Below are 24,294 nucleotides of genomic sequence, written 5' to 3' on the forward strand. Positions count from 1 at the left end.
GGCATGTTGGGTAACTAAGAGTTTGAGGGCTAAGGATTATTCCTATGGCAGATGATGTAACATCTCAGGTCGGACACAAGGGCGAGGACGATCGCAAGTTCACGATCAATTTCGGCCCGCAGCACCCGGCGGCCCACGGAGTCCTGCGCCTGGTTCTTGACCTCGACGGTGAAATCGTCGAGCGCGTCGATCCGCACATTGGTCTCTTGCATCGCGGTACCGAAAAGCTGATGGAATCGCGGACCTACTTGCAGAATATTCCGTATTTCGATCGCCTCGATTATGTCGCACCGATGAACCAGGAGCACGCTTTTTGTCTTGCCATCGAAAAGCTGATCGGTATCGATGTCCCCAAGCGCGCTCAGTACATCCGCGTTATCTTTTCCGAAATCGGCCGCATCCTGTCGCACCTGCTGAACGTAACCACGCAGGCCATGGACGTCGGCGCCCTGACTCCGCCGCTTTGGGGCTTCGAAGAGCGCGAAAAACTGATGGTCTTCTATGAGCGCGCCTGTGGGGCGCGGCTGCATGCCAACTATTTCCGCCCGGGCGGCGTCCACCAGGATCTGCCACCGGAGCTGATCGAAGATATCATTGCCTGGTGTAAGTACTTCCCTAAGCCCCTGGCCGACATAGAAAGCCTGGTCACTGAAAACCGCATCTTCAAGCAGCGCAACGTCGATATCGGCGTGGTCAGTAAGGAACAGGCCCTGGACTGGGGCTTTACCGGTGTGCTGATCCGCGGTTCAAACGTCGCCTGGGACCTGCGCAAATCGCAGCCCTATGAATGCTATGACGAACTCGAGTTCGATATTGTGCTGGGCAAGAACGGCGACTGTTGGGACCGCTATTTATGCCGCATCGAAGAGATGAAGCAATCTGTCAGAATTATGCTGCAATGCCTTGGCAAACTTAAGGTAACCCCGGGCGAGGTCTTGTCGTCAGATCACAAGGTGACGCCGCCGCGCCGTGCCGAGATGAAGAATTCGATGGAAGCGCTGATCCATCACTTTAAGTTATATACCGAGGGCTTCAAAACCCCCGAGGGCGAGGTCTATGCCTGCGTCGAAGCGCCCAAGGGCGAGTTCGGCGTTTACCTCGTCTCTGACGGCACCAACAGGCCCTATCGCTGCAAGATTCGCGCGCCTGGCTTCCCGCATCTCCAGGCGATGGACTGGATGAACCGCGGCCATCTGCTGGCGGATGTCTCCGCCATCCTGGGCTCGCTCGACATCGTGTTCGGGGAAATCGACCGATGAGAACAGCGCAATCTGAACTGTATTTGACTGGCTGCGGGTTTAAGCCTGGCGCCGACTTTTTGTGTAGAGAGGCCTGATGTCCGTACGTCGTCTCGCAGCGGTACAGCCGGCCGGTTTCGCCTTTTCCCCGGCAACGATGGAAAAAGCCAACTGGTGGATTGCCAAATATCCGGAGAATCGCCGCCAGAGTGCGGTGATCCCGATCCTGTGGCTGGTGCAGAAGCAAGAAGGCTGGGTCAGCGAACCCGCCATTTCGGCCATTGCCCGCCTGCTGACCATGCCGCAGATTCGCGTCTACGAAGTCGCCACCTTTTACACCATGTTCCAGTTGGAGCCCGTCGGTTCGGCGGCCCTGATCCAGGTGTGCGGCACCACACCGTGCATGCTGCGCGGCTCGGAAGCCCTTATGGCAGTGTGCAAGGCCAAGATCGGACCGAAGGACAAGCTGTCTTCCGACGGCCTGTTTACCTGGCAGGAGGTCGAATGCCTGGGCGCGTGCTGCAATGCGCCGATGGCACAGATCAACGACTATTTCTACGAAGACCTGACACCGGAAACCATGGCGCAGATTATCGACGATTTCGCCGCCGGCAAGGCGCCACAAGCCGGTCCCTATAATGGCCGCAAGACCTCGGAACCGATGGGTGGTGCAACAACCCTTTCCGATCCGAAGCTTTATGACGGCTCCGCCGCCAGGGCGATCAGGATCCCTAACGCTCCGGAGAAGGCATGATGGTCGGCATTCTGGAAGACAAGGATCGGATATTCACCAACCTCTACGGCTTCCATGACTGGGGCCTGGAGGGGGCAAGGCAGCGCGGCTGCTGGAACGCGACCCGCGATATCCTGTCCTATGGCGCACCGTGGATCATCGACAACGTCAAGAATTCCGGCCTGCGCGGCCGCGGCGGTGCCGGCTTCTCGACGGGACTGAAGTGGTCCTTTATGCCCAAAGAGGTCAAGGACCGGCCGCACTATCTGGTTGTCAATGCCGATGAGTCCGAACCCGGGACCTGCAAGGACCGCGAAATCATGCGTCACGATCCGCATCTGCTGATCGAAGGCTGCCTGATCGCCTCGTTCGCCATGCAGGCCCATGCCTGCTACATCTACATCCGGGGCGAATACGTGCTCGAGCGCGAGCGCCTGGAAGCTGCCGTTAAGCAGGCTTATGAGGCCAGACTGATCGGCAAAAACAACCTCCATGGCTGGGACTTTGATCTCTTTGTCCACCATGGCGCCGGCGCCTATATCTGTGGTGAGGAAACCGCCCTGCTGGAATCGCTGGAAGGCAAGAAGGGCCAGCCGCGCCTTAAGCCGCCGTTCCCGGCCGGTTCGGGGCTCTATGGTTGCCCGACGACGGTCAACAACGTCGAATCGATCGCCGTCGTCGGTACTATTTTGCGTCGTGGTGCAGCCTGGTTTGCTTCATTTGGCGCACCCAACAACACGGGCACCAAGCTGTTCTGCATTTCTGGCCACGTCGAGCGGCCGTGCAATGTCGAAGAGGCCATGTCGATCCCGTTCCGCCAGTTGGTCGAAGACCACTGCGGCGGAATCCGCGGCGGCTGGGGCAATCTGAAGGCGGTCATTCCGGGCGGTTCGTCTGTTCCAATGATCCCGGCGGAACAGTGCGAAAACCTGGCCATGGATTTCGACACCCTGCGTAACCTGAAGTCGGGCCTGGGCACCGCGGCGGTCATCGTCATGGACAAGTCGACCGACCTGATCCGCGCTATTGCCCGTCTCAGCTACTTTTACAAGCACGAGTCGTGCGGGCAGTGTACGCCGTGCCGCGAAGGCACCGGCTGGATGTGGCGCGTGATGGAGCGGATGGTCAAGGGCGACGCCGAACCTTCGGAAATCGATACCTTGCTGGAAGTCACCACCCAGGTCGAAGGCCATACCATCTGCGCCTTGGGCGACGCGGCGGCCTGGCCGATCCAGGGCCTGATCCGTCACTTCCGGCCTGAGATCGAAGCCCGGATCGCGGCCTATCGCTCGCGACGAGCCATCCATACCGGCCATGTCATAGCGGCGGAATAGGAACAGACAATGCGCGGCAAAGTTCTGACATTTAACGGCACTTCGGGTTTGATCAGCGGCGAAGATGGCCGTCGATATACCTTCTCGGCAACCGATCTGGGCGATGGAACCACCTATGTTCCGGCGGGCGCCACGGTCGATTTCGAACCGGACGGCAATGTCGCCACCAGCGTCTACGTCATTAACTCGGTTTTTGTTGGCGAACGGAATCGCTATATCGCCGCCCTTCTGGCCTGCCCGTTCCTGATAGGGATGCTGGGGGTTCACAAATTCTACCTCGGACGCATCGGTGCCGGCGTTGTCATGCTGGTTTTGACGTGTCTCGTCGTTACTTCCCCCATTTCTTTCATCATCTCGTTCGTCGAGATGCTGATCTATTTGGTAAAAACTGACCAGAGCTTCCATGAGGACTACGTCGTCGAAAAGAAGTCATGGTTCTGACCATGGATAAGTTACGGTGCGGAATTTTTAATAATATCCGCAATTTGTTTGAATGTTTTGAGGTTGAGGCAGATGCCCAAGGCTAAAGTCAACGGTGTGGAGGTCGAGTTCGATCCCGGCATGACCGTGCTGCAGGTGGCGGAACTTGCGGGCGAGGAGATTCCGCGCTTCTGTTACCATGAGCGCCTCTCGATCGCGGGCAACTGCCGCATGTGCCTGGTCGAGGTAAAGCCTGGACCGCCGAAGCCGCAGGCATCGTGCGCCCTGCCGGCCGCCGAAAACCAGGAGATCTTCACGAACACGCCGATGGTCAAGAAGGCTCGCGAAGGCGTGATGGAATTCCTGCTGATCAACCACCCGCTGGATTGCCCGATCTGCGACCAGGGCGGCGAATGCGATCTGCAGGACCAGTCTATGGCCTACGGCAAGGGCGGTTCGCGTTACACGGAGAACAAGCGTGCCGTCGAGGAAAAGTACCTCGGGCCAACGATCAAGACCTTTATGACCCGCTGCATTCAGTGCACACGTTGCGTCCGGTTCACGACCGAAGTTGCCGGCGTCAGCGAAATGGGCATGATTTCGCGTGGAGAGGGCGCCGAGATCACCGCCTACTTGGAGCAGGCCGTAACGTCTGAACTGTCGGGCAATGTCAATGACCTGTGCCCGGTCGGCGCCCTGACGCACAGGCCGTGGTCGTTCAACTACCGGCCGTGGGAACTGACCAAGACCGAAACGATCGATATTCATGACGCCCTGGGCGCCCATATCCGCATCGACAACCGCGGTGCCGCCGTGCTGCGCGCACTTCCGCGTTTGAAGGAAGACATCAACGAGGAATGGCTGACCGACAAGTCGCGCTATGCCGTCGACGGGCTGTCGCGCAAGCGCCTGGACAGGCCCTATGTTCGCAAGGGCGGCAAGCTGGAACCGGTCTCTTGGGACGAAGCCCTTACGGCCTTTGCCGGCAAACTCACCAGCACCCCGAAGAACAAGATCGGCGTGGTTGCCGGTGATCTGGCCGATGCTGAGACCATGAAGGCCGCCAAGGACCTGTTCTACGGCATGGGCGTGACCAATCTCGACTGCCGTCAGGATGGCGCCAAGATCGGGCCGGTGGCGCAATCGACCCCGCGGGAATCCTGGCTGTTCAATTCCGGCATCGCAGGCATCGAGAACGCCGACGCCGTGTTGATTGTCGGCAGCGACCTGCGCCATGAGGCCAGCCTGATCAATACCCGGATCCGCAAGACCTGGCTGCGCAATGCCGTCCAGGTCGGGCTGATCGGTCAGGCGGTCGACCTGACCTATGACTACACGCACTTAGGTGTTGGTCCGAAAGCCTTGAAAGACTTCAAGAAAAATAGCTTCCGAGACGTATTCAAAAGCGCCCGGCGCCCGGCCATTCTGGTCGGCAGCGGCGCCTTGTCAGGTGACGACGGCGCGGCGGTGTTGCGCGAAGTTGCTGACATTGCTGATAGTTGCGGTGTGGTTAAAGACGGCTGGAACGGTTTCAATATCGTCCATACGGCGGCTTCGCGCGTCGCAGGTCTCGACCTCGGTTTCGTGCCGGTGGGCGAGGCGATTGACGCAACCGCGATGTTTAAGGGCGCCGTTGATGTCCTTGTCCTGCTGGGCGCCGACGAGTTCGACTTCACCGGTCTGGACAAGACCTTCGTCGTCTATATAGGTTCGCACGGCGACAAGGGCGCGGCGATGGCAGATGTCATCCTGCCTGGAGCGGCCTATACCGAAAAGTCGGGTATCTACACCAATCTCGAAGGCCGCGTTCAGATTGCCGAACGCTGCGTCTTCCCGAAGGGTGAAGCGAAAGAAGACTGGGCCATCTTGCGCGCCCTCTCGGACAAGGTTGGCCACACTCTCCCATACGACAGCCTGGCGCAACTGCGCGAAAAGCTGATCACCGATCATCCGGTGTTCGGCCGCGTCGACGCCAAGCCGGCGACAAAGATCTTTGACCTCAAGGCGGTCGGCAATCGCGGCGACATCAAGGACAGGGTGTTCGTGTCGCCGATCGTCGACTTCTACATGACCAACCCCATCGCCCGGGCGTCCGTCGCCATGGCGGAGTGCTCGGCGGCACGCGGCGCTCATTTCAAGGCCGCGGCCGAGTAAGGAACCTGGACTATGGAAGCTAATTTTTGGGCAGGACCGGTCGGCTGGACGATCATTACGGTGCTTCAGGCTCTGGCCGTCATCATGGGTGTCATGGTGTCGCTGGCCTTCCTGCTGTGGGGCGACCGCAAGGTTTGGGCTGGGGTACAGATGCGCAAGGGCCCCAATGTGGTTGGTCCGTTCGGTCTGTTTCAGTCGTTTGCCGACTTCTTCAAATTCGTTTTCAAGGAAGTGATCATCCCTGCCGGTGCCGACAAGGCAGTCTTCCTTCTGGCGCCGCTGTTGACCTTCGTTCTGGCCTTTGCCGCCTGGGCAGTCATTCCCTTTGCCCCCGGGTGGGTTGTATCGAACATCAATGTCGGCGTTCTCTATCTGCTGGGCATCTCGTCGCTGGGCGTCTACGGTATCATCATGGGCGGATGGGCGTCGAACTCGAAGTATCCCTTCCTGGGCGGTTTGCGCTCAGCGGCCCAGATGGTGTCTTACGAAGTTTCGATCGGCTTTATCCTGGTAACGGTTATTCTGCTGACCGGCTCGATGAACCTGAGTGACATCGTTAACAACCAGAAAGCCGGTATCTGGAACTGGAACTTTCTGGGCGGGAGCCTGACCTCGGTCAACGGGTTGATTCCGCTGGTGGTCATGTTCCCGATGATGGTGATGTTCTTTATCTCGGCGCTCGCGGAAACCAACCGCCCGCCGTTCGATCTGCCGGAAGCCGAATCGGAACTCGTCGCCGGCTATCAGGTGGAGTATTCCTCGACGCCGTACCTTCTGTTCATGATCGGTGAATACGCCAACATCGTCCTGATGTGCGCCATGATCACCATCCTGTTCTTCGGTGGCTGGTATCTGCCGTTCCCGATCGACGGACTGGGCATGCCGGACTGGTTGTTGTCGTTGGTCTATCTGCTGACCTTCATCGGCAAGGTCGTGCTGTGGTTCATTATGTTCGCCCTCGTCAAGGCGATCGTGCCTCGCTACCGCTACGACCAACTGATGCGTCTGGGCTGGAAGGTCTTTCTTCCGGTTTCTCTGCTGGCCGTCGTCATTATCGCCGCTTACCGCGTCTATGGAGGCGTCCTGTGATTTCTCGCATTCTCAATGGTTTCAGAGCCGCGCTGCTTCTCGACTTTGTCGGCGCCACTGGCCTGGCTATCAAGTACATGTTCCGCCACAAGGCGACCATCAACTACCCTTTCGAAAAGGGGCCGATTTCGCCGCGTTTCCGCGGAGAGCACGCGCTGCGCCGCTACGCTAACGGCGAGGAACGCTGTATCGCCTGCAAGCTGTGCGAAGCCATCTGCCCGGCCCAGGCCATCACTATCGAAGCGGAACCCCGCGATGACGGTTCTCGCCGCACGACGCGCTACGATATCGATATGGTGAAATGTATCTATTGTGGCCTGTGCCAGGAAGCCTGTCCGGTCGACGCCATTGTCGAAGGGCCAAACTTCGAGTTCTCGACCGACACGCGCGAAGAACTGCTATACGACAAGGACCGCCTGCTGGCCAATGGCGATCGGTGGGAGCGCGAAATTGCTCGCGCCCTCGAACTCGACGCGCCTTACAGGTAAGATGAGGAACTGAACCCATGACCTTGATGGCAATTGCTTTTTATCTGATGTCAGCCGTGACGTGCATCTCTGGCCTGCTGGTCGTCACGGCGCGCAATCCCGTGCACAGCGTGCTCTATCTGATCCTCGCCTTCTTTTCGGCTGCAGGCCTGTTCGTCCTTATCGGGGCAGAGTTCCTGGCCATGCTGCTGATCGTGGTCTATGTCGGCGCCGTCGCCGTACTGTTTCTGTTCGTCGTGATGATGCTCGATGTCGACTTCTCAAAGCTGCGCCAGGGCTTCGCCAATTACCTGGCGCCCGGTGCGGTAATTGCCCTGGTACTGATGGGCGAGTTGATTTTGATCGCCCTGGCCATTTCGCAGCGTGGCGCGGCGTCTGGCAAGATGCCGATGGCGTCACGTCCGGATGCAACCAATATTCAGACGATCGGTTTCGAGCTCTACACGACCTACGCCTTTGTTTTCGAAGCGGCCGGCTTTGTCCTGCTGGTCGCCATGATCGGCGCCATCGTCCTGACCCTGCGCCACCGCACCTATGTCAAACGTCAGGACATATTCAAGCAGGTTACGCGTCGCCGCAAGGATGCGGTCGCCGTCGTGCCGGCCAAGTCCGGAGAAGGAATCCAGGAATGACCCCCGCTGAACCTCTGTCGATCGGACTGGAACACTATCTCACCGTCTCGGCCATCCTGTTTACCATCGGGGTATTCGGGATCTTCGTGAACCGCCGCAATGTCATCATTATTCTGATGTCGATCGAACTGATCCTGCTGGCAGTAAACATCAATTTCGTTTCGTTTTCGAGCTACCTGCACAATGTGGAGGGCCAGATCATGGCCATGTTTGTCCTGACCGTCGCCGCGGCTGAAGCCGCCGTCGGGCTGGCCATTCTTGTGACCTTCTTCCGTAATCGTGGTGACATCGCCGTCGATGACGCCAGCATGATGAAAGGATAGGTCGTCGTGCTTTTCGAGACCGCCGCTCACGCCGAGCCCGCCGCGCACGGGGCCGTACATGCCGCCGAAGCGACCCATGCGGTCGCCGGCGCTGTTGCCGCCCTGCCGCCCGAAGGCATGGCGACCATCGTTACCCTGTGTGTTTTCGCGCCCATCGTCGGCGCCGCCATTGCCGGCTTTTTCGGCCGGCGCATCGGCAATATTGCGTCGCAGACCGTCACCACAGGGCTGCTCTTTTTGTCCTGTGTTCTAGGCTGGTACATATTTATCGAGCACACTTGGGGCGGCATGCCCGACTTCACGGTCAAGCTGCTCGACTTCATCAATATCGGCACGTTCCAGTCAGCTTGGTCGATACGCGTCGACGCCCTGTCGGCGACTATGCTGGTCGTGGTCACCTCGGTCTCCTCCTTGGTCCATCTGTATTCCTGGGGCTATATGGCCGAGGATGACTCCCGGCCGCGTTTCTTCAGCTACCTGTCGCTGTTCACCTTCGCCATGCTGATGCTGGTGACCGCCGCCGATTTCATGCAACTGTTCTTCGGCTGGGAAGGGGTGGGGCTTGCGTCCTACCTGCTGATCGGCTTCTGGTACCAAAAGGACAGCGCCAGTTCCGCTGCCATCAAGGCCTTCGTCGTCAACCGCATCGGCGACTTCGGCTTCGCCCTTGGCATCCTCACGGTCTATTGGCAGTTCGGCACGATAAATTTCCATGAGTTTTTCGCTGTGATCCAGAACCAGGAAGGCAAAGCCTGGGAATTCGCTGGCTTCTACTTCTCGGCGCTGGACCTGGCTGCGTTCCTGCTGTTCATCGGCGCCATGGGCAAGTCGGCGCAGTTCTTCCTGCACACTTGGCTGCCAGACGCCATGGAAGGCCCGACGCCGGTTTCGGCCCTAATCCACGCCGCCACCATGGTTACAGCCGGCGTTTACATGGTCTGCCTGTTGTCGCCTCTGTTCGAGCACGCGCCCCAAGCCAAGATGATCGTCGCCTATATCGGCGCGATTACTGCCATCTTCGCAGCCTCGATCGGCTTTACCCAGAACGACATCAAGCGCGTTATCGCCTATTCGACCTGTTCGCAACTGGGCTATATGTTCTTCGCGGCCGGGGTAGGGGCCTATCAGGCGGCGATGTTCCACCTGTTCACGCACGCCTTCTTCAAGGCTCTTCTTTTCCTGGGCGCGGGTTCGGTCATCCACGGCATGCACCACGAACAGGACATGCGCAAGATGGGCGGCCTCTACAGGTACCTGCCGGTCACCTATGCTGTCATGACCATCGGCACCATCGCTATCACCGGTCTGGGCATTCCCTATACCGAGTTCGGTTTCGCCGGCTTCTTCTCCAAGGATGCCATCATCGAATCCGCCTGGGCCATGCACGACACGCCACAGGGCATGTTCGCTTTCTGGATGGGCATCTTTGCCGCGCTGCTGACCTCCTTCTACAGCTTCCGACTGATCTTCATGACCTTCCACGGCAAGAAGCAGTGGGACGGGGGCCACCATGGCCATCCGCACGACGATCACGGCCATGAGGACCATCATGCCCACGACGCTCATGCCCACGACGCTCATGCCCACGACGCTCAGGGCCACGCCCACACGCCGCACGAAAGCCCGTGGATCATGCTCACGCCGCTGATCCTGCTGGCCGTTGGGGCGGTCGCAGCCGGTTTTGTCTTCGCGCCTTACTTCATCGGAGAACACGCGCACGACTTCTGGGGACACGCCATCTACACGGCGCCGACCAATCATGTCATGCACGATGCACACGAGATCAAGGAGGTCTGGGTCAAGCTGGCGCCGTTGATCGTGACGCTGCTGGGTCTGGCCCTGGCCTGGTACTATTACCTGCACCGTCCGTCGCTGCCCAAGAAGATGGCCGCCAACGAAGGCCCGGTCTGGACCTTCCTGTACAACAAATGGTTCTTCGATGAGATCTATCAGGCGACCTTCGTCAAGCTGACTAAGTGGCTGGGAGATGTGTTCTGGAAGATCGGTGACATCAAGATCATCGACGGCCTTGGTCCCAACGGGGCGGCATGGGCGGCATTGAAGTCGGCGAAGAATCTGGTCAAGACCCAGACCGGCTACGTCTATCACTATGCCTTCTTTATGTTCCTCGGCGTTGTCGGCCTGCTTACCTGGGCTGTCATCGGTATTACGCATTAAGGGGAGACGGAACACACAATGCTACCTGCCATCCCCAACCTCCTCAGCATCGTCACCTTTGCACCCCTGTTCGGTGCAGCGGTGATCATGATCCTGCGCGCTCTCTCGCGACGGGACGATGAGGCTGTCATTTCCCGCAACGCCAAATGGATCAGCCTGTGGACCACGCTGGTCACCCTTGCGCTGTCGGTCGTGCTGCTGCTGCAATTCGATGGACACAATCCCGGCTATCAATTTGTCGAACACTATCAATGGTTTGGACCTATTTCCTACCATATGGGAGTCGACGGGATTTCTATCCTCTTCGTCGCACTGACGGTCTTCCTGATGCCGCTGTGTATCGCCGCCTCGTGGACTTCGATCAGCCATCGCGTGACCGAATACATGGTCGCCTTCCTTCTGCTCGAGACCCTGGTCATTGGCGTCTTCACGTCACTCGACATCTTCCTCTTCTACATCTTCTTCGAAGGTGGCCTGGTGCCAATGTTCCTGATCATTGGCATATGGGGTGGCAAGGATCGGGTCTATGCGGCTTACAAGTTCTTTCTCTATACCCTGCTGGGGTCAGTACTGATGCTGGCGGCAATGCTGTATCTGGTCACCACCCTTGGCACGGCCAGCATCCCAGAAATGACCCGCCTGCTGACCGAAAGGCCATTCGGCCTCGATGTTCAGGGCTTCCTGTGGTTCGCCTTTTTTGCCTCGTTCGCCGTCAAGATGCCAATGTGGCCGGTCCACACCTGGTTGCCCGACGCTCACGTTCAGGCGCCGACGGCCGGTTCGGTCATGTTGGCCGGTATACTGCTGAAGCTGGGCGGCTATGGTTTCATCCGCTTCAACCTGCCGATGTTCCCGGACGCGTCGGAAATGTTTGCGCCTCTGGTCATGGCCCTGTCGGTCATCGCGGTCGTCTATACCTCGCTTGTGGCCTTTCGCCAGACAGACATCAAAAAGCTGATCGCCTATTCGTCGGTCGCCCACATGGGCTTCGTCACCATGGGGATCTTTGCCGGCAACGCCCTGGGCGTTCAGGGTGCCATTTACCAGATGATCAGCCACGGCCTGATTTCCGGCGCGCTCTTTCTCTGCGTCGGCGTAATCTACGACCGCTGGCATACGCGTGAAATTGCCTTTTACGGCGGCCTGACCAAGCTGATGCCACACTTCGCTTTCGTCTTCCTGCTTTTCACCATGGCCAATGTCGGCCTGCCTGGAACGTCGGGTTTCGTCGGTGAGATCACCACTATGGCCGGTGCCTATGACTGGGGCACATGGGTCGCCCTGGTCGCCGCATCAGGCGTCATCTTCTCGGCCGTCTACGCCCTGACCCTGTATAAGCGCGTGATGTTCGGCGTCGTTACCAATGACGAACTGAAGAAATACCCCGATATCAACTTGCGTGAGATCGCGATCTTCACGCCGCTGATCATTGGAACGATCCTGCTTGGTGTTTACCCGGCATTTGTTTTTGACTTCACCACGGCCAGCGTTGATGGGCTTGTAAATGCCTATCAGGCCGCAATCGGCGGATGAGGATGGATTTCGCTATGGACTTTCCTGCTTTGAACGAGGCGCTTCCCGAAACCATCCTCGGGCTGAGTGCGCTCTTTATCCTTGTCTTCGGTAGTTTCCGAGGTGACAAGGGCATGACCTCGATCAGCGCGCTCTGCGGCGCAGCCCTGATCGGCGCGGCCTTCGCAGCCGCCTGGTCGCCGCTGGGCATCGTTTTTTCGGGCTCTTTCGTCTCGGACGGTGTTTCTGTCTTTGCCAAGGTGGCCATGTATATCGCCGCCGCCTTCGTCATCGTTCTGGGGCAGGGCTATTTCGACCGGCTGAACAGCCGCCGCTTCGAATTCCCGATCCTGGTCCTGCTGGCGACTTTGGGCATGAGCGTCATGGTCTCTGCCGGCGACCTGATTTCGCTCTATGTCGGCCTGGAACTGCAATCCTTGGCGCTCTACGTTCTGGCGGCTTTCCGCCGCGACGACGCCAAATCGTCGGAAGCCGGCCTGAAGTATTTCGTCCTCGGCGCTCTGGCATCCGGCCTGCTGCTGTATGGCGCCTCGCTGGTCTATGGCTTCGCCGGGTCGATGAACTTCGTTGAGATCGCCAAGTCGGCGGAAACCAACATGAATGTCGGCCTGATCTTTGGTCTGGTCTTCGTTATCTCCGGCTTGGCCTTCAAGGTTTCGGCGGCTCCATTCCACATGTGGACGCCTGATGTGTATGAAGGCGCACCAACCCCGGTGGTCGCCTTTGCCGCCGGCGCGCCCAAGTTCGCCGCTATGGTGCTGCTCGCGCGCGTTCTGGAAACCGCCTTCATCCATAACATCGACCAATGGCGCCAGGTCTTGCTTGTCCTCAGCGTCCTCAGCTTTGTCGTCGGCGGCCTGGGTGGCCTGATGCAAAAGGACTTCAAACGCCTGCTGGCCTATTCGTCCATTTCCAACATGGGCTATGCCCTTCTGGCCGTTGCCGCTGGCACCGTCGTCGGTATCCAGGCGCTGCTCATGTTCTTCGTCCTGTATATGGTCGACACCCTGGGCCTGTTTGCCGCCCAGATGTCGCTCAACCGCAAGGACGGAGAATCGATTACTCGTATCGATCAGTTCGCTGGCCTGGCCAAGGTCAACATGCCCATGGCCATCGCCATTACCATGCTGGCATTGTCGGTCTTGGGCATGCCGCCATTCGGCGGGTTCTGGAGCAAATACTTCGTCTTCGGCGCCGCCATCGCGGGCGGCTTGTGGTGGTTCGCCGCCGCCGGCCTCGTCGCCTCCGTGATCGCCGCATTCTATTATCTGCGCCTTATCAAGTTAATGTGGTTTGATGCCCCGGTTGTGGATTTCGGCAAGGCGCCAGCCGAAGCCAAATGGATAGCCTTCACCTCGGCGGCCTTCTCCTTCCCGGGTGTGATCGTCTTCCTGATTTTCGGATTCGGCCTGGCCGCAAATGCGGTCATCGGCTTCGGCGGCCAATAGGGCCCGATGGCAGTGGCCGATTTCGAGATCTTCGACACACTGCCATCGACCCAGGAACTGAGTCTTTCGCGTCTGCGCGCCGGCCGCAAGGGTCCGGGCTGGGTACTGGCCCGCGAACAGACCAAAGGCATCGGCCGGCACGGCCGGACCTGGATCGGCCAGAAGGGCAACTTTATGGCCTCGCGTTGGGAGGTCATGCCGCTGGATGTTCGCCGGGCACCGCAGCTCAGCTTTGTTTCTGCCCTGGCCGTCTATGAGATGCTGCGACCGCTGATCCCTGACACGGATGCCTCCATGCGCATCAAGTGGCCGAACGATATCCTGCACCGCGGGCGTAAACTATGCGGCATCCTTGTCCAGACCGAAGCCTCCCATGAGCCCCAACATCTCGGCATCGTCATCGGCTTGGGGATGAATCTGCGCGTTGCGCCGATCATCGAAGGCTATCTGACAGTAGCCCTGAAAGAGATCAATCCGGACGCCGTGCGTACACTGGACGCCGTCGGCATGCTGCACAAGTTAAACGGCCATCTCGATGGCGTTCTGGACCTGTGGCGCAACAAGGACTTCAGCGACATCGCCAAGGCGTGGATGAAGCGCGCCTACGGTCGCGACCGCACGGTCAGCGTCACGGTCGACAGCGTCAAGGTCAGTGGCGAAATTGCCGGGCTCGACGAGTTCGGCGGGCTCCAGGTGAGGGCGGCTGACGGCCAGATCTATACCGTCACCGGCGGCGACGTTGAATACGGCGCGCTAAAAACATGACACAACTGGAAAATCGCAATGCTTCTGGCCATTGAGCAGGGCAATACCAATACCTTATTCGCCATCCACGATGGCACCGACTGGGTGGCGCAATGGCGTGTGGCGACCGAGACCCGGCGCACAGCGGATGAATATGCGCCATGGCTGTACCAACTGATGCAGATGCATGGTCTCGCCCTGGAACAGATCGACGACTGCATCATATCCTCAGTCGTGCCGCAGTCTTTGTTCAATCTGCGCAAGCTGGTGCAGCGTTACTTCAATACGACGCCCTATGTTGTTGGCGATAATACATTTTTGGATTTGGAAGTTCGTATCGACAAACCGCGTGAAGCCGGGGCCGATCGCCTGGTCAATGCCATAGGCGGCTACATTACGTATGGTGGCCCCTTGCTGATCATCGACTCCGGGACGGCTACCACTTTCGACGTTGTGGCGGCCGACGGCGGCTATGAAGGCGGTGCTATCGCCCCTGGAATCAACCTTTCGCTCCAGGCTTTGCACGCCGCAGCGGCCAAGTTGCCGCGTGTCGCCATAGAGAAACCGGCGCGCAAAATCGGCAAGGATACGGTCAGTGCCATGCAGTCGGGAATTTTTTGGGGATATGTCGGCTTGATTGAATACCTCATCATCGCTATTGAGGCCGAATACGGCCAGAAGATGAGCGTCATTGCCACCGGCGGGGTAGCGTCCTTGTTTGAAGGTGCAACGGAGAAGATTAATCATTTCGATCACGATCTGACCCTGCGCGGCCTCCTCGAAATCTATAAGCGTACCTTGTCACACAGCTGAATAATGCAAAAAAATCAAAACGAACTCGTGTTCCTGCCGCTCGGTGGGTCCAATGAAATTGGCATGAACCTGAACCTGTACGGTTTTGGGCCGGCCGACGACCGGCAATGGATCATTGTCGATGTCGGCGTCACCTTCGGCGACTTGACCACGCCGGGGATAGAGGTTATCGCGCCCGACCCCGCGTTCCTGGTCGGTGAAAATGTTCTCGGCATCGTTCTGACCCATGCCCACGAAGACCATATCGGCGCCTTGGGCTGGCTTTGGGACAAGATCAAGGCGCCAGTTTTCGCCACGCCCTTCACGGCCTTTCTGATCCGCGAGAAGCTGCGTGAAGCCGGGGTCGACGACGCCGACATCACTGAGGTTCCATTGAACGGAAACGTGAAGTTGGGGCCATTCGATATTGATTATATTACGATAACCCACTCCATTCCTGAACCCAATGGCCTGGCCATCAAGACGCCCCTGGGTACGATCCTGCACACCGGCGACTGGAAAATCGACGACGAGCCGATCACGGGTGAGCCAACGGACATCACAACCCTGACTCGTTTCGGCGACCAGGGCGTCCTGGCCATGGTGTGTGATTCGACCAATGTCTTCGTTGAGGGCCGGGCCGGTTCCGAAGCCTCGGTACGCGAAGAACTGGAAAAGCTGGTTCGCACCTTCAAGAAGCGCGTCGCCGTCGCCTGTTTCGCCTCGAATGTGGCACGGATGGATTCAGTGATGCGCGCAGCCATGGCCTGCAAGCGTCAGGTTTGCCTGGTCGGACGATCGATGCACCGCATGCTGGCAGCATCGCGCCATGTTGGCCTGATGAAGGGCATTCCGGATCCGATCTCCGAGGGTGAGGCGGCCAATCTGAAGCCGCATCAGGTTTTGTACCTGTGCACGGGCTCTCAGGGCGAACCGCGCGCCGCACTGTCGCGCATTGCCGACGGCAACCACCCCCAGGTCAAGCTGAAAGAAGGCGATGTCTGCGTCTTTTCTTCGCGCGTCATTCCGGGCAATGAAATCGCCATTCGTTCGCTACAGAACCGCTTGTCGGACCTGGGCGTCGAGATTCACACCGAGCGCGACCATCCCGGCATCCACGTCTCCGGCCACCCGTGCCGGGACGAACTCAAGGACATGTACGGCTGGGTTCGGCCGATGATTGCCGTCCCGACCCATGGCGAGCGCCGTCATCTGCTGAAACATGCCGCCCTGGCAGCGGAACTGGGTATCAAGCACCAGGTAACGCCGCGCAACGGGGACATGGTTCGCCTGGCGCCGGGCCGTCCCGAGATCATCGATGAGGTTCCTGCCGGCCGGTTGTTTGTCGACGGCGGCATGCTGGTTCCTGAAGCCTCGGAAGCCCTGCGTGAACGACGCCATGCCGCCCACAATGGCATGATCTTTGTGGCCTTCGCTCTCGATGCCAAGAACCGCCTGGCCTCGATGGTCGACGTCCGCGGCCTGGGATTGGCGTTCGAGAATGAGGAGACGATTTCCGACCAACTCGAATCGCTGTGCCAAACGGTCGAGAAGGCGCTGAAAGGCTTGCCGGCAGAGGCGCGGGACGACGATCAGACTGTGGAAACCGTCGTCGCCCGAGTCGTCAAGAAGGCCGCACAGGCTATCTGGGACCGCCGTCCCATCGTCGAGACCATCATCCTGCGCACCTGACACTTGTCGCGCCAGGCGTGAAAACGCCGCGCAGGGGAACGACGTGAAATCGATCACCTGTACGGCGAATTCGTTTAAACCAGTCAATGTTGATTGTCGATTCCTGCGCGCCTTTGGTTAAGCTAATATGTTAACGCATATTTACCATATAGAGTGTTGAACGTTATATATTTTCTATGCGTAATCCACAAAATTTCAACATTGATTACATGGGGATCAAGCACCTGCGAGCCTGAAGGCAAAAACACAGAGTCTCAATTCAAAGATCTGGAATCGTTGAATTCTTTGGCTGCGCGAGTTTCCAGCTGTCCGGTCAGGACTTAACCAGGACGTAGGTGCCGGGCGCATCGCCCAGTACCGTCAACTGCCCTTCGGACGGATCGCGGGCGGCGATCTTCTTGCCAGACAACTTGCCCAACCAGCCCGCCCAGTGCGGCCACCACGACCCGGGATGCTCGGTTGCACCGGCCAGCCAGTCTTCCAAAGTGTCGGGATGGGCGTCATTCAGCCAGTGCATGTATTTTTGCGCTGCCGGCGGATTGACGACACCGGCAATATGGCCCGAGCCGGCCAGCATATAGGTGACCGGGCCGCCAAACAGTTTCGAACCTTTGTAGACCGAAGCTGGCGGCGCAATGTGGTCCTCGCGGCCAGATTGTTCATAGATCGGGATCTTGACCTTCTTAAGGTCGAGTTTGACCCCGCCGAGGGTGAGTTCGCCCTTGGCCAAGGCATTGTTGCCGTAGAAAGTCCGCAGATAGAAGATGTGGAGCGCCTTGGGCATGCGCGTCTGATCGCCGTTCCAGCACAACAGGTCGAACGGTGTCAGGTCCTTGCCCAGAAGGTAGTTGCTCACGAAGAAAGACCACACCAGATCGTTGGCGCGCAGGGAGTTAAAGGTGTCGGCCATGGCCGAACCCGGCAGAACCCCGCCGGCGGCATCCATCTGACGCTCCAATTCCTTGAGCCAGTGCTCCGAAGTGAACAGCAGCAGATCGCCGGCCTCGGTGAAGTCGTGCTGAGCCGTAAAGAAGGTGGCCGACCCGATCGACGTATCACCTTTTTCGGCCATGTGGGCGAGGGCGCAGCCCAGCAGGGTACCGCCGATGCAATAGCCGACCGTATTGACCGTCTTGGCACCGGTCTGCTCGCGCACCTTGTTCGTCGCTTCAAAGATACCGCCGAACATGTAGTCTTCGAAACTTGTGTCCTTCATCTCGACGTCAGGATTCACCCACGACACAACGAAGACCGTGAAACCCTGATCGACCAGCCATTTGATCAGCGAGTTTTTGGCCTGTAGGTCGAGGATATAGAACTTGTTGATCCACGGCGGGAAGATCAGCAGCGGAATCTCATACACCTGCTCGGTTGTCGGGGTGTACTGCAAAAGCTCGAAATAGTCGCCGCGATAGACGACCTTGCCCGGGGTAGTGGCGACGTTTTCGCCAACCTTGAAACGGCTATAGTCGGCCTGGCTGATTTTCAGCTTGCCGTCACCGCGTGCGAGATCGTCGGCGAACATCTGCATACCCTTGACCAGGGTTTCACCCTTGGAGTCGAGCAGGGCATCGATGGCCACCGGGTTGGTCAGCAGGAAATTGGCCGGGGACATGGCGTCGGTAAGCAGTTTGGTGAAGAATTCGGCGCGGCGCTTGACCAACGGATCGACGTCATCAACGCTGCTTATCAGAGTGTTTAGCCAGGTAGACGACAGCAGATAGGACTGGCGCATCATGTCGAAAACCAGATTTCGATCCCAGAGAGGGTCAGAAAAGCGCTTGTCCTTTATGGGCTTTTTCTCAACCGAAACATCGCCGCCCAGCGATCGGCGCGCCATCTGTCCCCACAGTTCGAGATAGCCGTTAAGCAAGTCGCTCTGGGCCTCAACAACCTTTTCCGGCTTGGCTGCAAGCGAATTCATCACCTGCGTCAGGGCGGGGCCAACCTGAAAAGGATCCGATGGCGCGCCGACGGCTTCGAGGTCGGGCTGTTTCATGACTGTGCGGGCTAAAACAGTCTGCGCAGTCATCGTCGCCTTGGCAATATTAACCGACAACGCCTCCAGGCGGCGGACAGTATCGCCGTCAAACAGCGTCGCTTCTGCAGAAGGCGTCACCTTGGCGGAAGGCGCTGGTTTAGGAACTGCCGTGTGCCGGACTGGCTTTGCTGTTTCCGGTTTCACCACGTCGGGCTTGGATTGAACCTTTGCCTTGGGCGCGGGACTGGCAACAATCGGTTTGGCACTGGCCCTGGCTTTTGTGGTTGACGCCGCCTTTTTCGCGTTAGCCTTGGCTGCCACTGGGGCTTTCGGTGTCTTGCTCATCTGCTTCCTCGCCTGACTAAAGCACTTCCCGACAAAGTGGATGCCACGTTTCGGACAAGAAGTGCGACAAAACAAAGGCCCAAGCAAATCGACCGATCGGTGTGATCGAGGAAATGCTCCCTTGTCCTGATTTTGAATTTCGCGGGCCCTTGTTTCGACCTGCGGAGAATCTCAAGATCGAACGGACACTCGCAACTTCGTCTATTCTGGTTTCTTTTGAATGCGAATTTCGCCTCAAGACCTGTAACCGAATCGCACAAACTTCGAAATCGCAACACCAAAGGGCCGTCCAAGATCTTGCAGTGCGATACAACGCGCCGTAAAATCAACTCAAATTTTATTTTTGTTGTCGTAAGCCTGTTCACGAGCTTAGAAATTTGCTCAAATGTGACCCTTGACGCTGCCGACAGCAGCCTTTGGCCAATGCGGAGACGGTTGCCATGATACTGCCGGTTTGGATGCGTCCTTTGCGTGCGACAGCTGTCTTGTCCGGATTTTGTCTCGTGCTGGCTGGCGGTGCATCGGCGCAGGAAACTGCCGAGTCGGCTTCTCAACGTCCTGTGGCGCCTATTCCTGCCGTCGCTCCGTCTTTAACATCTGTAGCGGCGGGCCTTCCAAAATGGTCCGAATTCCCGGTTCCACCGAGCGATGTTCCGACCGTCGCGGATATTGCCGCGCGGGTGAAGACCCAGGCGATCGCGTCGACTCAACTGGCAGCGGAGGTTCGCGCGCTTGTATGGGACAATGACGAGCCAGAATCCTTTGCAGCCGCGGCAATCGCACGCATCAACCCGATCTATCTCAAGCCAGTCGATGCCGTCCTGTCGGTCGAGCAGATAGAACGCCTGGCAGACGACCTGCGCCGCCGCGCTGTAGCGCCGCCGATGGCAGATTGACGCTGCACCCGACTGTGCAAGCCCAGACTGGTCACGGCCAGACTGGTCAAGCTTGATGGGGTCTGATACACGAAATGACGTGCCGATCGCCACGTCGGCGCCAGCACACGACGCAAAATAATCAGATAGTCGTGCTTTTGAAACTTAAAGCCAGAAGACGTGAAAATGCCAGAAACCCTTGAAATTTTGAAAAATATGTCCAGCAATGCCTCCGGATTTGATCTCAGTCTCGACATTGTCCGCGTTGCCGAAGAAGCCGCCATCGCTGCCTATGCCTGTGTTGGTGGTGGTGATGAAAAAGCTGCCGATCAGGCCGCCGTCGACGCCATGCGCAAGGCGCTCAATGCCATAGAGATGGATGGCCGCATCGTAATCGGCGAGGGCGAGCGCGACGAAGCCCCAATGTTGTACATCGGGGAGAAGGTAGGCACTGGCAACGGCCCGGCCATCGATATCGCGCTGGACCCGCTGGAAGGGACCACCTTGGCCGCCAAGGCCATGGCTAATTCGCTGGCTGTCATCGCTTTTGCTCCGCGTGGCGGCATGCTTCATGCCCCCGACACCTACATGGACAAACTGGCCATCGGACCGGGCTATGCCAAGGGTGTCGTCGATATCGATGCCACGCCGGAAGACAATGTCCGCGCCCTCGCCAAAGCGAAGGGTGTCGATGTTTCGGAGATCGTCGCTTGCGTGCTGGATCGGCCGCGCCACGACGGCATCATCACCTCGCTGCGCAAGGCCGGCGCGCGGGTGCACCTGATCACCGATGGCGATGTTGCCGGCGTGATCCATACCGCCCAGCCGGAAACCGGGATCGACATCTATATGGGTCAGGGCGGAGCGCCCGAAGGTGTTCTGGCTTGTGCCGCACTAAAATGCGTCGGCGGCCAGTTCCAAGGGCGACTCGTTTTTCGCAATGGGGATGAACGGGCCCGTGCCGAACGCCTCGGGCTGACCGATTTTGACCGCAAATACGATCTTGACGATCTCGTGAGCTCTGACGCCGTCTTTATCGCGACCGGCGTAACTAAGGGCGCATTGCTGGAAGGCGTACGTAAGGAGGTGACGGCGCGCGGCGAGGTTTTCGTCACCACGGAAAGCCTGGTAATGATCTCCAAAACCGGGACAGTGCGCAAACTCTCCATGCGGAGACCCTTGCGTGTTCTTTAAAGGATAGCGGCTTCAAAACTTTGGCTGCCGTGCCCAAATCTCGCGCAGATTGGTGCGCGACGATTCAGTTGTTTTTCAACGGGCCCATAAAGCTTGCTACCGACTGGCCGGCGTGACAGATTTCCCCAATGAGTCTGTCCGCCGCACTACGCCCCGCCTCCGCCCCTGAGCCTTATCTTGGAGTTTCCGCTTCTTTGAGCGGCCGCGCCTGGCGTGAACGACTGGCGGCGCGCAAGGTCGCGCCCGAGGTCCTGCGCGACATTATCCATCGTTTGGGTCTTATGAATGTCGCCGAAGCCGCCTTTGTCGACCCCTTGGCGCGGTTCATCGCTGGGCGCGGCATTACGCCGGACACGCTGGAAGGCTTCATTCACCCGACCTTGAAGGCGCTGTTTCCCGACCCGTCTTGCTTTATGGATATGGACCGGGCGGTGACCGCCATGCTCGATGCGCTGCAGGCCGACGCAAACATATGTGTCTTTGCCGATTATGACGTCGACGGCGCTACGAGCGCGGCGCAACTTGTCCGATGGTTTCGGCACATGGGCCACGATCTGACCGTCTATGTCCCCGACCGGGTGACCGAGGGTTACGGCCCGTCCAATGCAGCTTTCGACAGCCTGAAGCGCCAGGGCGCCGACCTGGTGATCACGGTCGACTGCGGGGCCATGGCCCACCGCGCGCTCGATCATGCCGCCGAGATCGGCCTCGATGTCGTTGTCATCGACCACCACCTGATGCGCGAAGATCCGCCCAGAGCCCTGGCCGTCGTTAATCCCAATCGTCCCGGCTGCACCTCGGACCAGGGCAACCTGGCCGCGGCCGGTGTCGTCTTCGTCGTCCTGGTGGCGCTCAACCGCGAGGCAGAAAAGCGCGGTCTGTTCGTGGGACGCCAACGGCCGGACCTGATGCAATGGCTGGACCTGACGGCACTGGGCGCCATCTGCGACGTTACGGCCTTGACCGGCTTCAACCGGGCTCTGACGGCTCAAGGCCTGAAAATCATGTCGCAGCAAAAGAACCCCGGCATTAAGGCGCTGATGGAGATCTCCGGCTCGGCCAACGAGGCCGGCAAGCTGATGAGCACGTTTCACTCTGGCTTCGTCATCGGTCCACGCATCAATGCCGGCGGGCGGGTAGGGCGCTCTGATCTCGGCGTCCGCCTGCTGTCCACCGATGATCCCGGTGAAGCCGCGGCCTTGGCTCAGGAACTGGACGAACTCAACAGGCTGCGGCGCGACGTTGAGACCCAGGTGCTGGAGCAGGCAGCCCTCGTCGCGGAAGCCCAGGGCCTGTGGCCCAGCGACGATCCGGTCATCGTCGTTGCGCACGAAGACTGGCATCCCGGGGTTATCGGCATCGTCGCTGGCCGCCTGCGAGAACGTTGGCATCGCCCCGTCATTATCATTGGCATAGATCCGGTCAGCGGTATGGGCAAGGGGTCTGGGCGATCTCAGGCCGGGGTCAATCTGGGCGAAGCCGTAGGGTCCGCCTTTGAAATCGGCCTGATCCTATCGGGGGGAGGCCATGCCATGGCCGCCGGGTTGAGTGTCGAACGTGACCGCGTCGGAGACCTGCGCCGATTTCTTAATGACTATGTCCGCACCCACGTTGCCGAAGAGGACCAGGTCGAGACCGTCGACATTGACGCCGTCCTGACCCTGAAGGCGGCAACGCGCGAGTTGCTCGAGCGGTTCGACCTGCTGTCGCCGTTCGGTCAGGGCAATCCCGAGCCGCTGCTCGCTTTTACCGATGTCCGCGTCGGTTTTGCCCAGGTCATGAAAGGTGGCCATGTCCGCTGTGAGCTTTGCGACGACATCGGCGGAAAAGTCAAAGCCATCATGTGGCGCGCCGAAGGCACCGCTCTGGGCGACGCTCTGTTGCGGCCGGCCGGCAAGATCCACCTTCTGGGCCGCCTGAAAGCAGATGATTACATGGGGCGCCGCGGAATACAACTTGAAATTGAAGACATCGCGCTGGCATAAACGGTCCTGTCACGCGCCTGTGAAAAACTTTAAAATAGGGCTTGCACCGCCAAACACGAACAGGTAACAAGCGCACCTCTTGATCGCGGTCCCTTCGTCTATCGGTTAGGACGTCAGGTTTTCAACCTGAAGAGAGGGGTTCGACTCCCCTAGGGACTGCCACAAGATTTCAGCACTTTCCGTCAAAATATGTGCCCGCTCCGCCCGGACGACCCGCCGGAGGAAAGTTATCCACAAATTTTCTTCGCTTGGTAGCGGTCCCAATCTGTGACCAGGAGAAAATATCACTCGCTATAAGTGAGTTTTTGGCTTAAAATTCGCAAATTCTGCGAAATATCTCTCTTTTTAGTGCCAATACGAGATATCCGTGTTATGGTTGCGTATGTCACTTGAGTTGCATGCGACATGGTGAGGATAGATGAGTTTGTTTGATTACAATAACAAGAACGATGCCGACGAGTTAGTAACGATTTCAGGTCATGTAAAGTGGTTTGATGCCGCCAAGGGCTACGGCTTTATCGTTCCACAGGATGCCACGCTGACAAGCACGCGTGACGTTTTGCTCCACATCTCGAGCCTGCGCGACCTCGGCCGCGATAGTGCACATGAAGGCGCCAGAATCACCTGCAAGATTGCCAAGCGTGCCAAGGGCTGGCAGGTCATTGACATCGACCATCTCGACCAGGTGGCGGAACAGCCGAACGTGCGACAGGACGCTGTTCAAACGCGTTCGAGCCGCGCTTTGCCAGAAGGTATGCGTGTCGGCGATCTGGAGATTGCTACTATCAAGTGGTTTAATCGCACCAAGGGCTATGGATTTGTGGTCCGTGGTAATGATCCCACGGACATCTTCATTCACATCGAGACCCTGCGCCGTTACGGCCTCGAAGATGTGCAGCAAGGCGACACCATCATGGTGCGCTTTGGTGAGGGGCCCAAGGGCCTGGTTGTGACGGAAGTTCACCCCAGGGCTCTGGTTTGATTCCAACCCTCGATGACCTCTACACATCTCGCCTTGGCAAGGGCAGCTGCTCGCCAGAGCTCATGCGAGGAGCCATCGGGGGCAGCGGAGCTTAAGCTGACGCGTGCGAATACCAAGCGTCTTTCTTTATGAGG

Annotated in this window: 20 protein-coding genes and 1 tRNA gene; 20 read left to right on the plus strand and 1 reads right to left on the minus strand. The window is 58.6% G+C overall.

The genetic code is table 11. The features are described 5' to 3' along the window. The first annotated feature begins 44 nt into the window (after positions 1-44). The 15 genes from ABAC402_RS26200 to ABAC402_RS26270 all read left to right on the plus strand — a co-directional run bounded on the left by ABAC402_RS26200 (position 45) and on the right by ABAC402_RS26270 (position 16,798). On the plus strand, positions 45-1,259 hold the full coding sequence (locus ABAC402_RS26200) for an NADH-quinone oxidoreductase subunit D (RefSeq protein WP_023448665.1): 1,215 nt from the start codon (positions 45-47) through the stop codon (positions 1,257-1,259). Positions 1,260-1,335: 76 nt separating this feature from the next. After that, entirely contained in the window at positions 1,336-1,992 is a 657-nt protein-coding gene (gene nuoE, locus ABAC402_RS26205; protein ID WP_031235295.1) for an NADH-quinone oxidoreductase subunit NuoE, read from the plus strand. After that, on the plus strand, positions 1,992-3,305 hold the full coding sequence (gene nuoF, locus ABAC402_RS26210; RefSeq protein WP_023448667.1) for an NADH-quinone oxidoreductase subunit NuoF: 1,314 nt from the start codon (positions 1,992-1,994) through the stop codon (positions 3,303-3,305). The genes nuoE and nuoF overlap by 1 nt, the downstream gene beginning before the upstream one ends. A gap of 9 nt (positions 3,306-3,314) precedes the next feature. Then, positions 3,315-3,746, plus strand: coding sequence for a TM2 domain-containing protein (locus ABAC402_RS26215; RefSeq protein WP_023448668.1), 432 nt, complete (start codon positions 3,315-3,317; stop codon positions 3,744-3,746). A gap of 72 nt (positions 3,747-3,818) precedes the next feature. Continuing rightward, positions 3,819-5,879 carry an NADH-quinone oxidoreductase subunit NuoG gene (nuoG, locus tag ABAC402_RS26220; protein WP_023448669.1) on the plus strand — a complete coding sequence of 687 codons (2,061 nt, stop codon included), beginning with the start codon at positions 3,819-3,821 and terminating at the stop codon, positions 5,877-5,879. A 12-nt stretch (positions 5,880-5,891) separates the two neighbouring features. After that, positions 5,892-6,968, plus strand: a complete 1,077-nt coding sequence (gene nuoH, locus ABAC402_RS26225; RefSeq protein ID WP_023448670.1) for an NADH-quinone oxidoreductase subunit NuoH — start codon at positions 5,892-5,894, stop codon at positions 6,966-6,968. Then, entirely contained in the window at positions 6,965-7,456 is a 492-nt protein-coding gene (gene nuoI, locus ABAC402_RS26230) for an NADH-quinone oxidoreductase subunit NuoI (RefSeq protein WP_023448671.1), read from the plus strand. The genes nuoH and nuoI overlap by 4 nt, the downstream gene beginning before the upstream one ends. 17 nt (positions 7,457-7,473) lie before the next feature. Further along, a complete protein-coding gene (locus ABAC402_RS26235) occupies positions 7,474-8,088 on the plus strand; it encodes an NADH-quinone oxidoreductase subunit J (protein WP_023448672.1) in 615 nt (204 codons plus the stop codon). Further along, complete coding sequence (gene nuoK / locus ABAC402_RS26240) at positions 8,085-8,411, plus strand: NADH-quinone oxidoreductase subunit NuoK (RefSeq protein WP_023448673.1); 327 nt, start codon at positions 8,085-8,087, stop codon at positions 8,409-8,411. The genes ABAC402_RS26235 and nuoK overlap by 4 nt, the downstream gene beginning before the upstream one ends. A 117-nt stretch (positions 8,412-8,528) precedes the next feature. Next, the gene (gene nuoL, locus ABAC402_RS26245; protein WP_031235297.1) at positions 8,529-10,589 is read left to right on the plus strand and encodes an NADH-quinone oxidoreductase subunit L; all 2,061 of its coding nucleotides are present in this window, start codon (positions 8,529-8,531) and stop codon (positions 10,587-10,589) included. Positions 10,590-10,607: 18 nt separating this feature from the next. Further along, positions 10,608-12,122 (plus strand): NADH-quinone oxidoreductase subunit M, encoded by a 1,515-nt coding sequence (locus tag ABAC402_RS26250; RefSeq protein ID WP_023448675.1) that lies wholly within the window; start codon positions 10,608-10,610, stop codon positions 12,120-12,122. A gap of 2 nt (positions 12,123-12,124) precedes the next feature. Next, positions 12,125-13,570, plus strand: coding sequence for an NADH-quinone oxidoreductase subunit NuoN (gene nuoN, locus ABAC402_RS26255; protein ID WP_031235298.1), 1,446 nt, complete (start codon positions 12,125-12,127; stop codon positions 13,568-13,570). Between the two features lie 6 nt (positions 13,571-13,576). After that, on the plus strand, positions 13,577-14,335 hold the full coding sequence (locus tag ABAC402_RS26260) for a biotin--[acetyl-CoA-carboxylase] ligase (RefSeq protein WP_023448677.1): 759 nt from the start codon (positions 13,577-13,579) through the stop codon (positions 14,333-14,335). Between the two features lie 18 nt (positions 14,336-14,353). Further along, complete coding sequence (locus ABAC402_RS26265; protein WP_023448678.1) at positions 14,354-15,127, plus strand: type III pantothenate kinase; 774 nt, start codon at positions 14,354-14,356, stop codon at positions 15,125-15,127. A gap of 3 nt (positions 15,128-15,130) precedes the next feature. Then, positions 15,131-16,798 (plus strand): ribonuclease J, encoded by a 1,668-nt coding sequence (locus ABAC402_RS26270; protein WP_023448679.1) that lies wholly within the window; start codon positions 15,131-15,133, stop codon positions 16,796-16,798. Between the two features lie 313 nt (positions 16,799-17,111). Here the strand turns inward: ABAC402_RS26270 and phaC are convergent, their stop codons facing one another. Then, a complete protein-coding gene (phaC, locus tag ABAC402_RS26275) occupies positions 17,112-19,124 on the minus strand; it encodes a class I poly(R)-hydroxyalkanoic acid synthase (RefSeq protein WP_031235299.1) in 2,013 nt (670 codons plus the stop codon). Between the two features lie 440 nt (positions 19,125-19,564). On the opposite strand from phaC, the gene ABAC402_RS0119905 reads away from it, so the two are divergent. The 5 genes from ABAC402_RS0119905 to ABAC402_RS26295 all read left to right on the plus strand — a co-directional run bounded on the left by ABAC402_RS0119905 (position 19,565) and on the right by ABAC402_RS26295 (position 24,160). Next, positions 19,565-20,020: a hypothetical protein gene (locus tag ABAC402_RS0119905; RefSeq protein WP_155847330.1), complete on the plus strand. Its 456-nt coding sequence runs from the start codon at positions 19,565-19,567 to the stop codon at positions 20,018-20,020. 195 nt (positions 20,021-20,215) lie between these two features. Beyond that, on the plus strand, positions 20,216-21,193 hold the full coding sequence (glpX, locus tag ABAC402_RS26280) for a class II fructose-bisphosphatase (RefSeq protein WP_031235301.1): 978 nt from the start codon (positions 20,216-20,218) through the stop codon (positions 21,191-21,193). Positions 21,194-21,321: 128 nt separating this feature from the next. After that, complete coding sequence (recJ, locus tag ABAC402_RS26285; protein ID WP_031235303.1) at positions 21,322-23,178, plus strand: single-stranded-DNA-specific exonuclease RecJ; 1,857 nt, start codon at positions 21,322-21,324, stop codon at positions 23,176-23,178. Between the two features lie 87 nt (positions 23,179-23,265). Further along, a tRNA-Glu gene (locus ABAC402_RS26290) sits at positions 23,266-23,340 on the plus strand. A gap of 256 nt (positions 23,341-23,596) precedes the next feature. Continuing rightward, the gene (locus tag ABAC402_RS26295) at positions 23,597-24,160 is read left to right on the plus strand and encodes a cold-shock protein (RefSeq protein WP_023448684.1); all 564 of its coding nucleotides are present in this window, start codon (positions 23,597-23,599) and stop codon (positions 24,158-24,160) included. The last annotated feature ends 134 nt before the right edge of the window (positions 24,161-24,294 follow it).

Origin of the sequence: Asticcacaulis sp. AC402, from assembly GCF_000495835.1 — a bacterium.
Classification (GTDB): Bacteria; Pseudomonadota; Alphaproteobacteria; order Caulobacterales; family Caulobacteraceae; genus Asticcacaulis.

What these genes read in the sequence shown, in the direction of transcription:
- ABAC402_RS26200 (WP_023448665.1), top strand. Translation starts at nt 45, where the DNA reads ATGGCAGATGATGTAACATCTCAGGTCGGACACAAGGGCGAGGACGAT.
- nuoE (WP_031235295.1), top strand. Translation starts at nt 1,336, where the DNA reads ATGTCCGTACGTCGTCTCGCAGCGGTACAGCCGGCCGGTTTCGCCTTT.
- nuoF (WP_023448667.1), top strand. Translation starts at nt 1,992, where the DNA reads ATGGTCGGCATTCTGGAAGACAAGGATCGGATATTCACCAACCTCTAC.
- ABAC402_RS26215 (WP_023448668.1), top strand. Translation starts at nt 3,315, where the DNA reads ATGCGCGGCAAAGTTCTGACATTTAACGGCACTTCGGGTTTGATCAGC.
- nuoG (WP_023448669.1), top strand. Translation starts at nt 3,819, where the DNA reads ATGCCCAAGGCTAAAGTCAACGGTGTGGAGGTCGAGTTCGATCCCGGC.
- nuoH (WP_023448670.1), top strand. Translation starts at nt 5,892, where the DNA reads ATGGAAGCTAATTTTTGGGCAGGACCGGTCGGCTGGACGATCATTACG.
- ABAC402_RS26235 (WP_023448672.1), top strand. Translation starts at nt 7,474, where the DNA reads ATGACCTTGATGGCAATTGCTTTTTATCTGATGTCAGCCGTGACGTGC.
- nuoK (WP_023448673.1), top strand. Translation starts at nt 8,085, where the DNA reads ATGACCCCCGCTGAACCTCTGTCGATCGGACTGGAACACTATCTCACC.
- nuoL (WP_031235297.1), top strand. Translation starts at nt 8,529, where the DNA reads ATGGCGACCATCGTTACCCTGTGTGTTTTCGCGCCCATCGTCGGCGCC.
- ABAC402_RS26250 (WP_023448675.1), top strand. Translation starts at nt 10,608, where the DNA reads ATGCTACCTGCCATCCCCAACCTCCTCAGCATCGTCACCTTTGCACCC.
- nuoN (WP_031235298.1), top strand. Translation starts at nt 12,125, where the DNA reads ATGGATTTCGCTATGGACTTTCCTGCTTTGAACGAGGCGCTTCCCGAA.
- ABAC402_RS26260 (WP_023448677.1), top strand. Translation starts at nt 13,577, where the DNA reads ATGGCAGTGGCCGATTTCGAGATCTTCGACACACTGCCATCGACCCAG.
- ABAC402_RS26265 (WP_023448678.1), top strand. Translation starts at nt 14,354, where the DNA reads ATGCTTCTGGCCATTGAGCAGGGCAATACCAATACCTTATTCGCCATC.
- ABAC402_RS26270 (WP_023448679.1), top strand. Translation starts at nt 15,131, where the DNA reads ATGCAAAAAAATCAAAACGAACTCGTGTTCCTGCCGCTCGGTGGGTCC.
- phaC (WP_031235299.1), bottom strand. Translation starts at nt 19,124, where the DNA reads ATGAGCAAGACACCGAAAGCCCCAGTGGCAGCCAAGGCTAACGCGAAA.
- ABAC402_RS0119905 (WP_155847330.1), top strand. Translation starts at nt 19,565, where the DNA reads ATGATACTGCCGGTTTGGATGCGTCCTTTGCGTGCGACAGCTGTCTTG.
- glpX (WP_031235301.1), top strand. Translation starts at nt 20,216, where the DNA reads ATGTCCAGCAATGCCTCCGGATTTGATCTCAGTCTCGACATTGTCCGC.
- recJ (WP_031235303.1), top strand. Translation starts at nt 21,322, where the DNA reads ATGAGTCTGTCCGCCGCACTACGCCCCGCCTCCGCCCCTGAGCCTTAT.
- ABAC402_RS26295 (WP_023448684.1), top strand. Translation starts at nt 23,597, where the DNA reads ATGAGTTTGTTTGATTACAATAACAAGAACGATGCCGACGAGTTAGTA.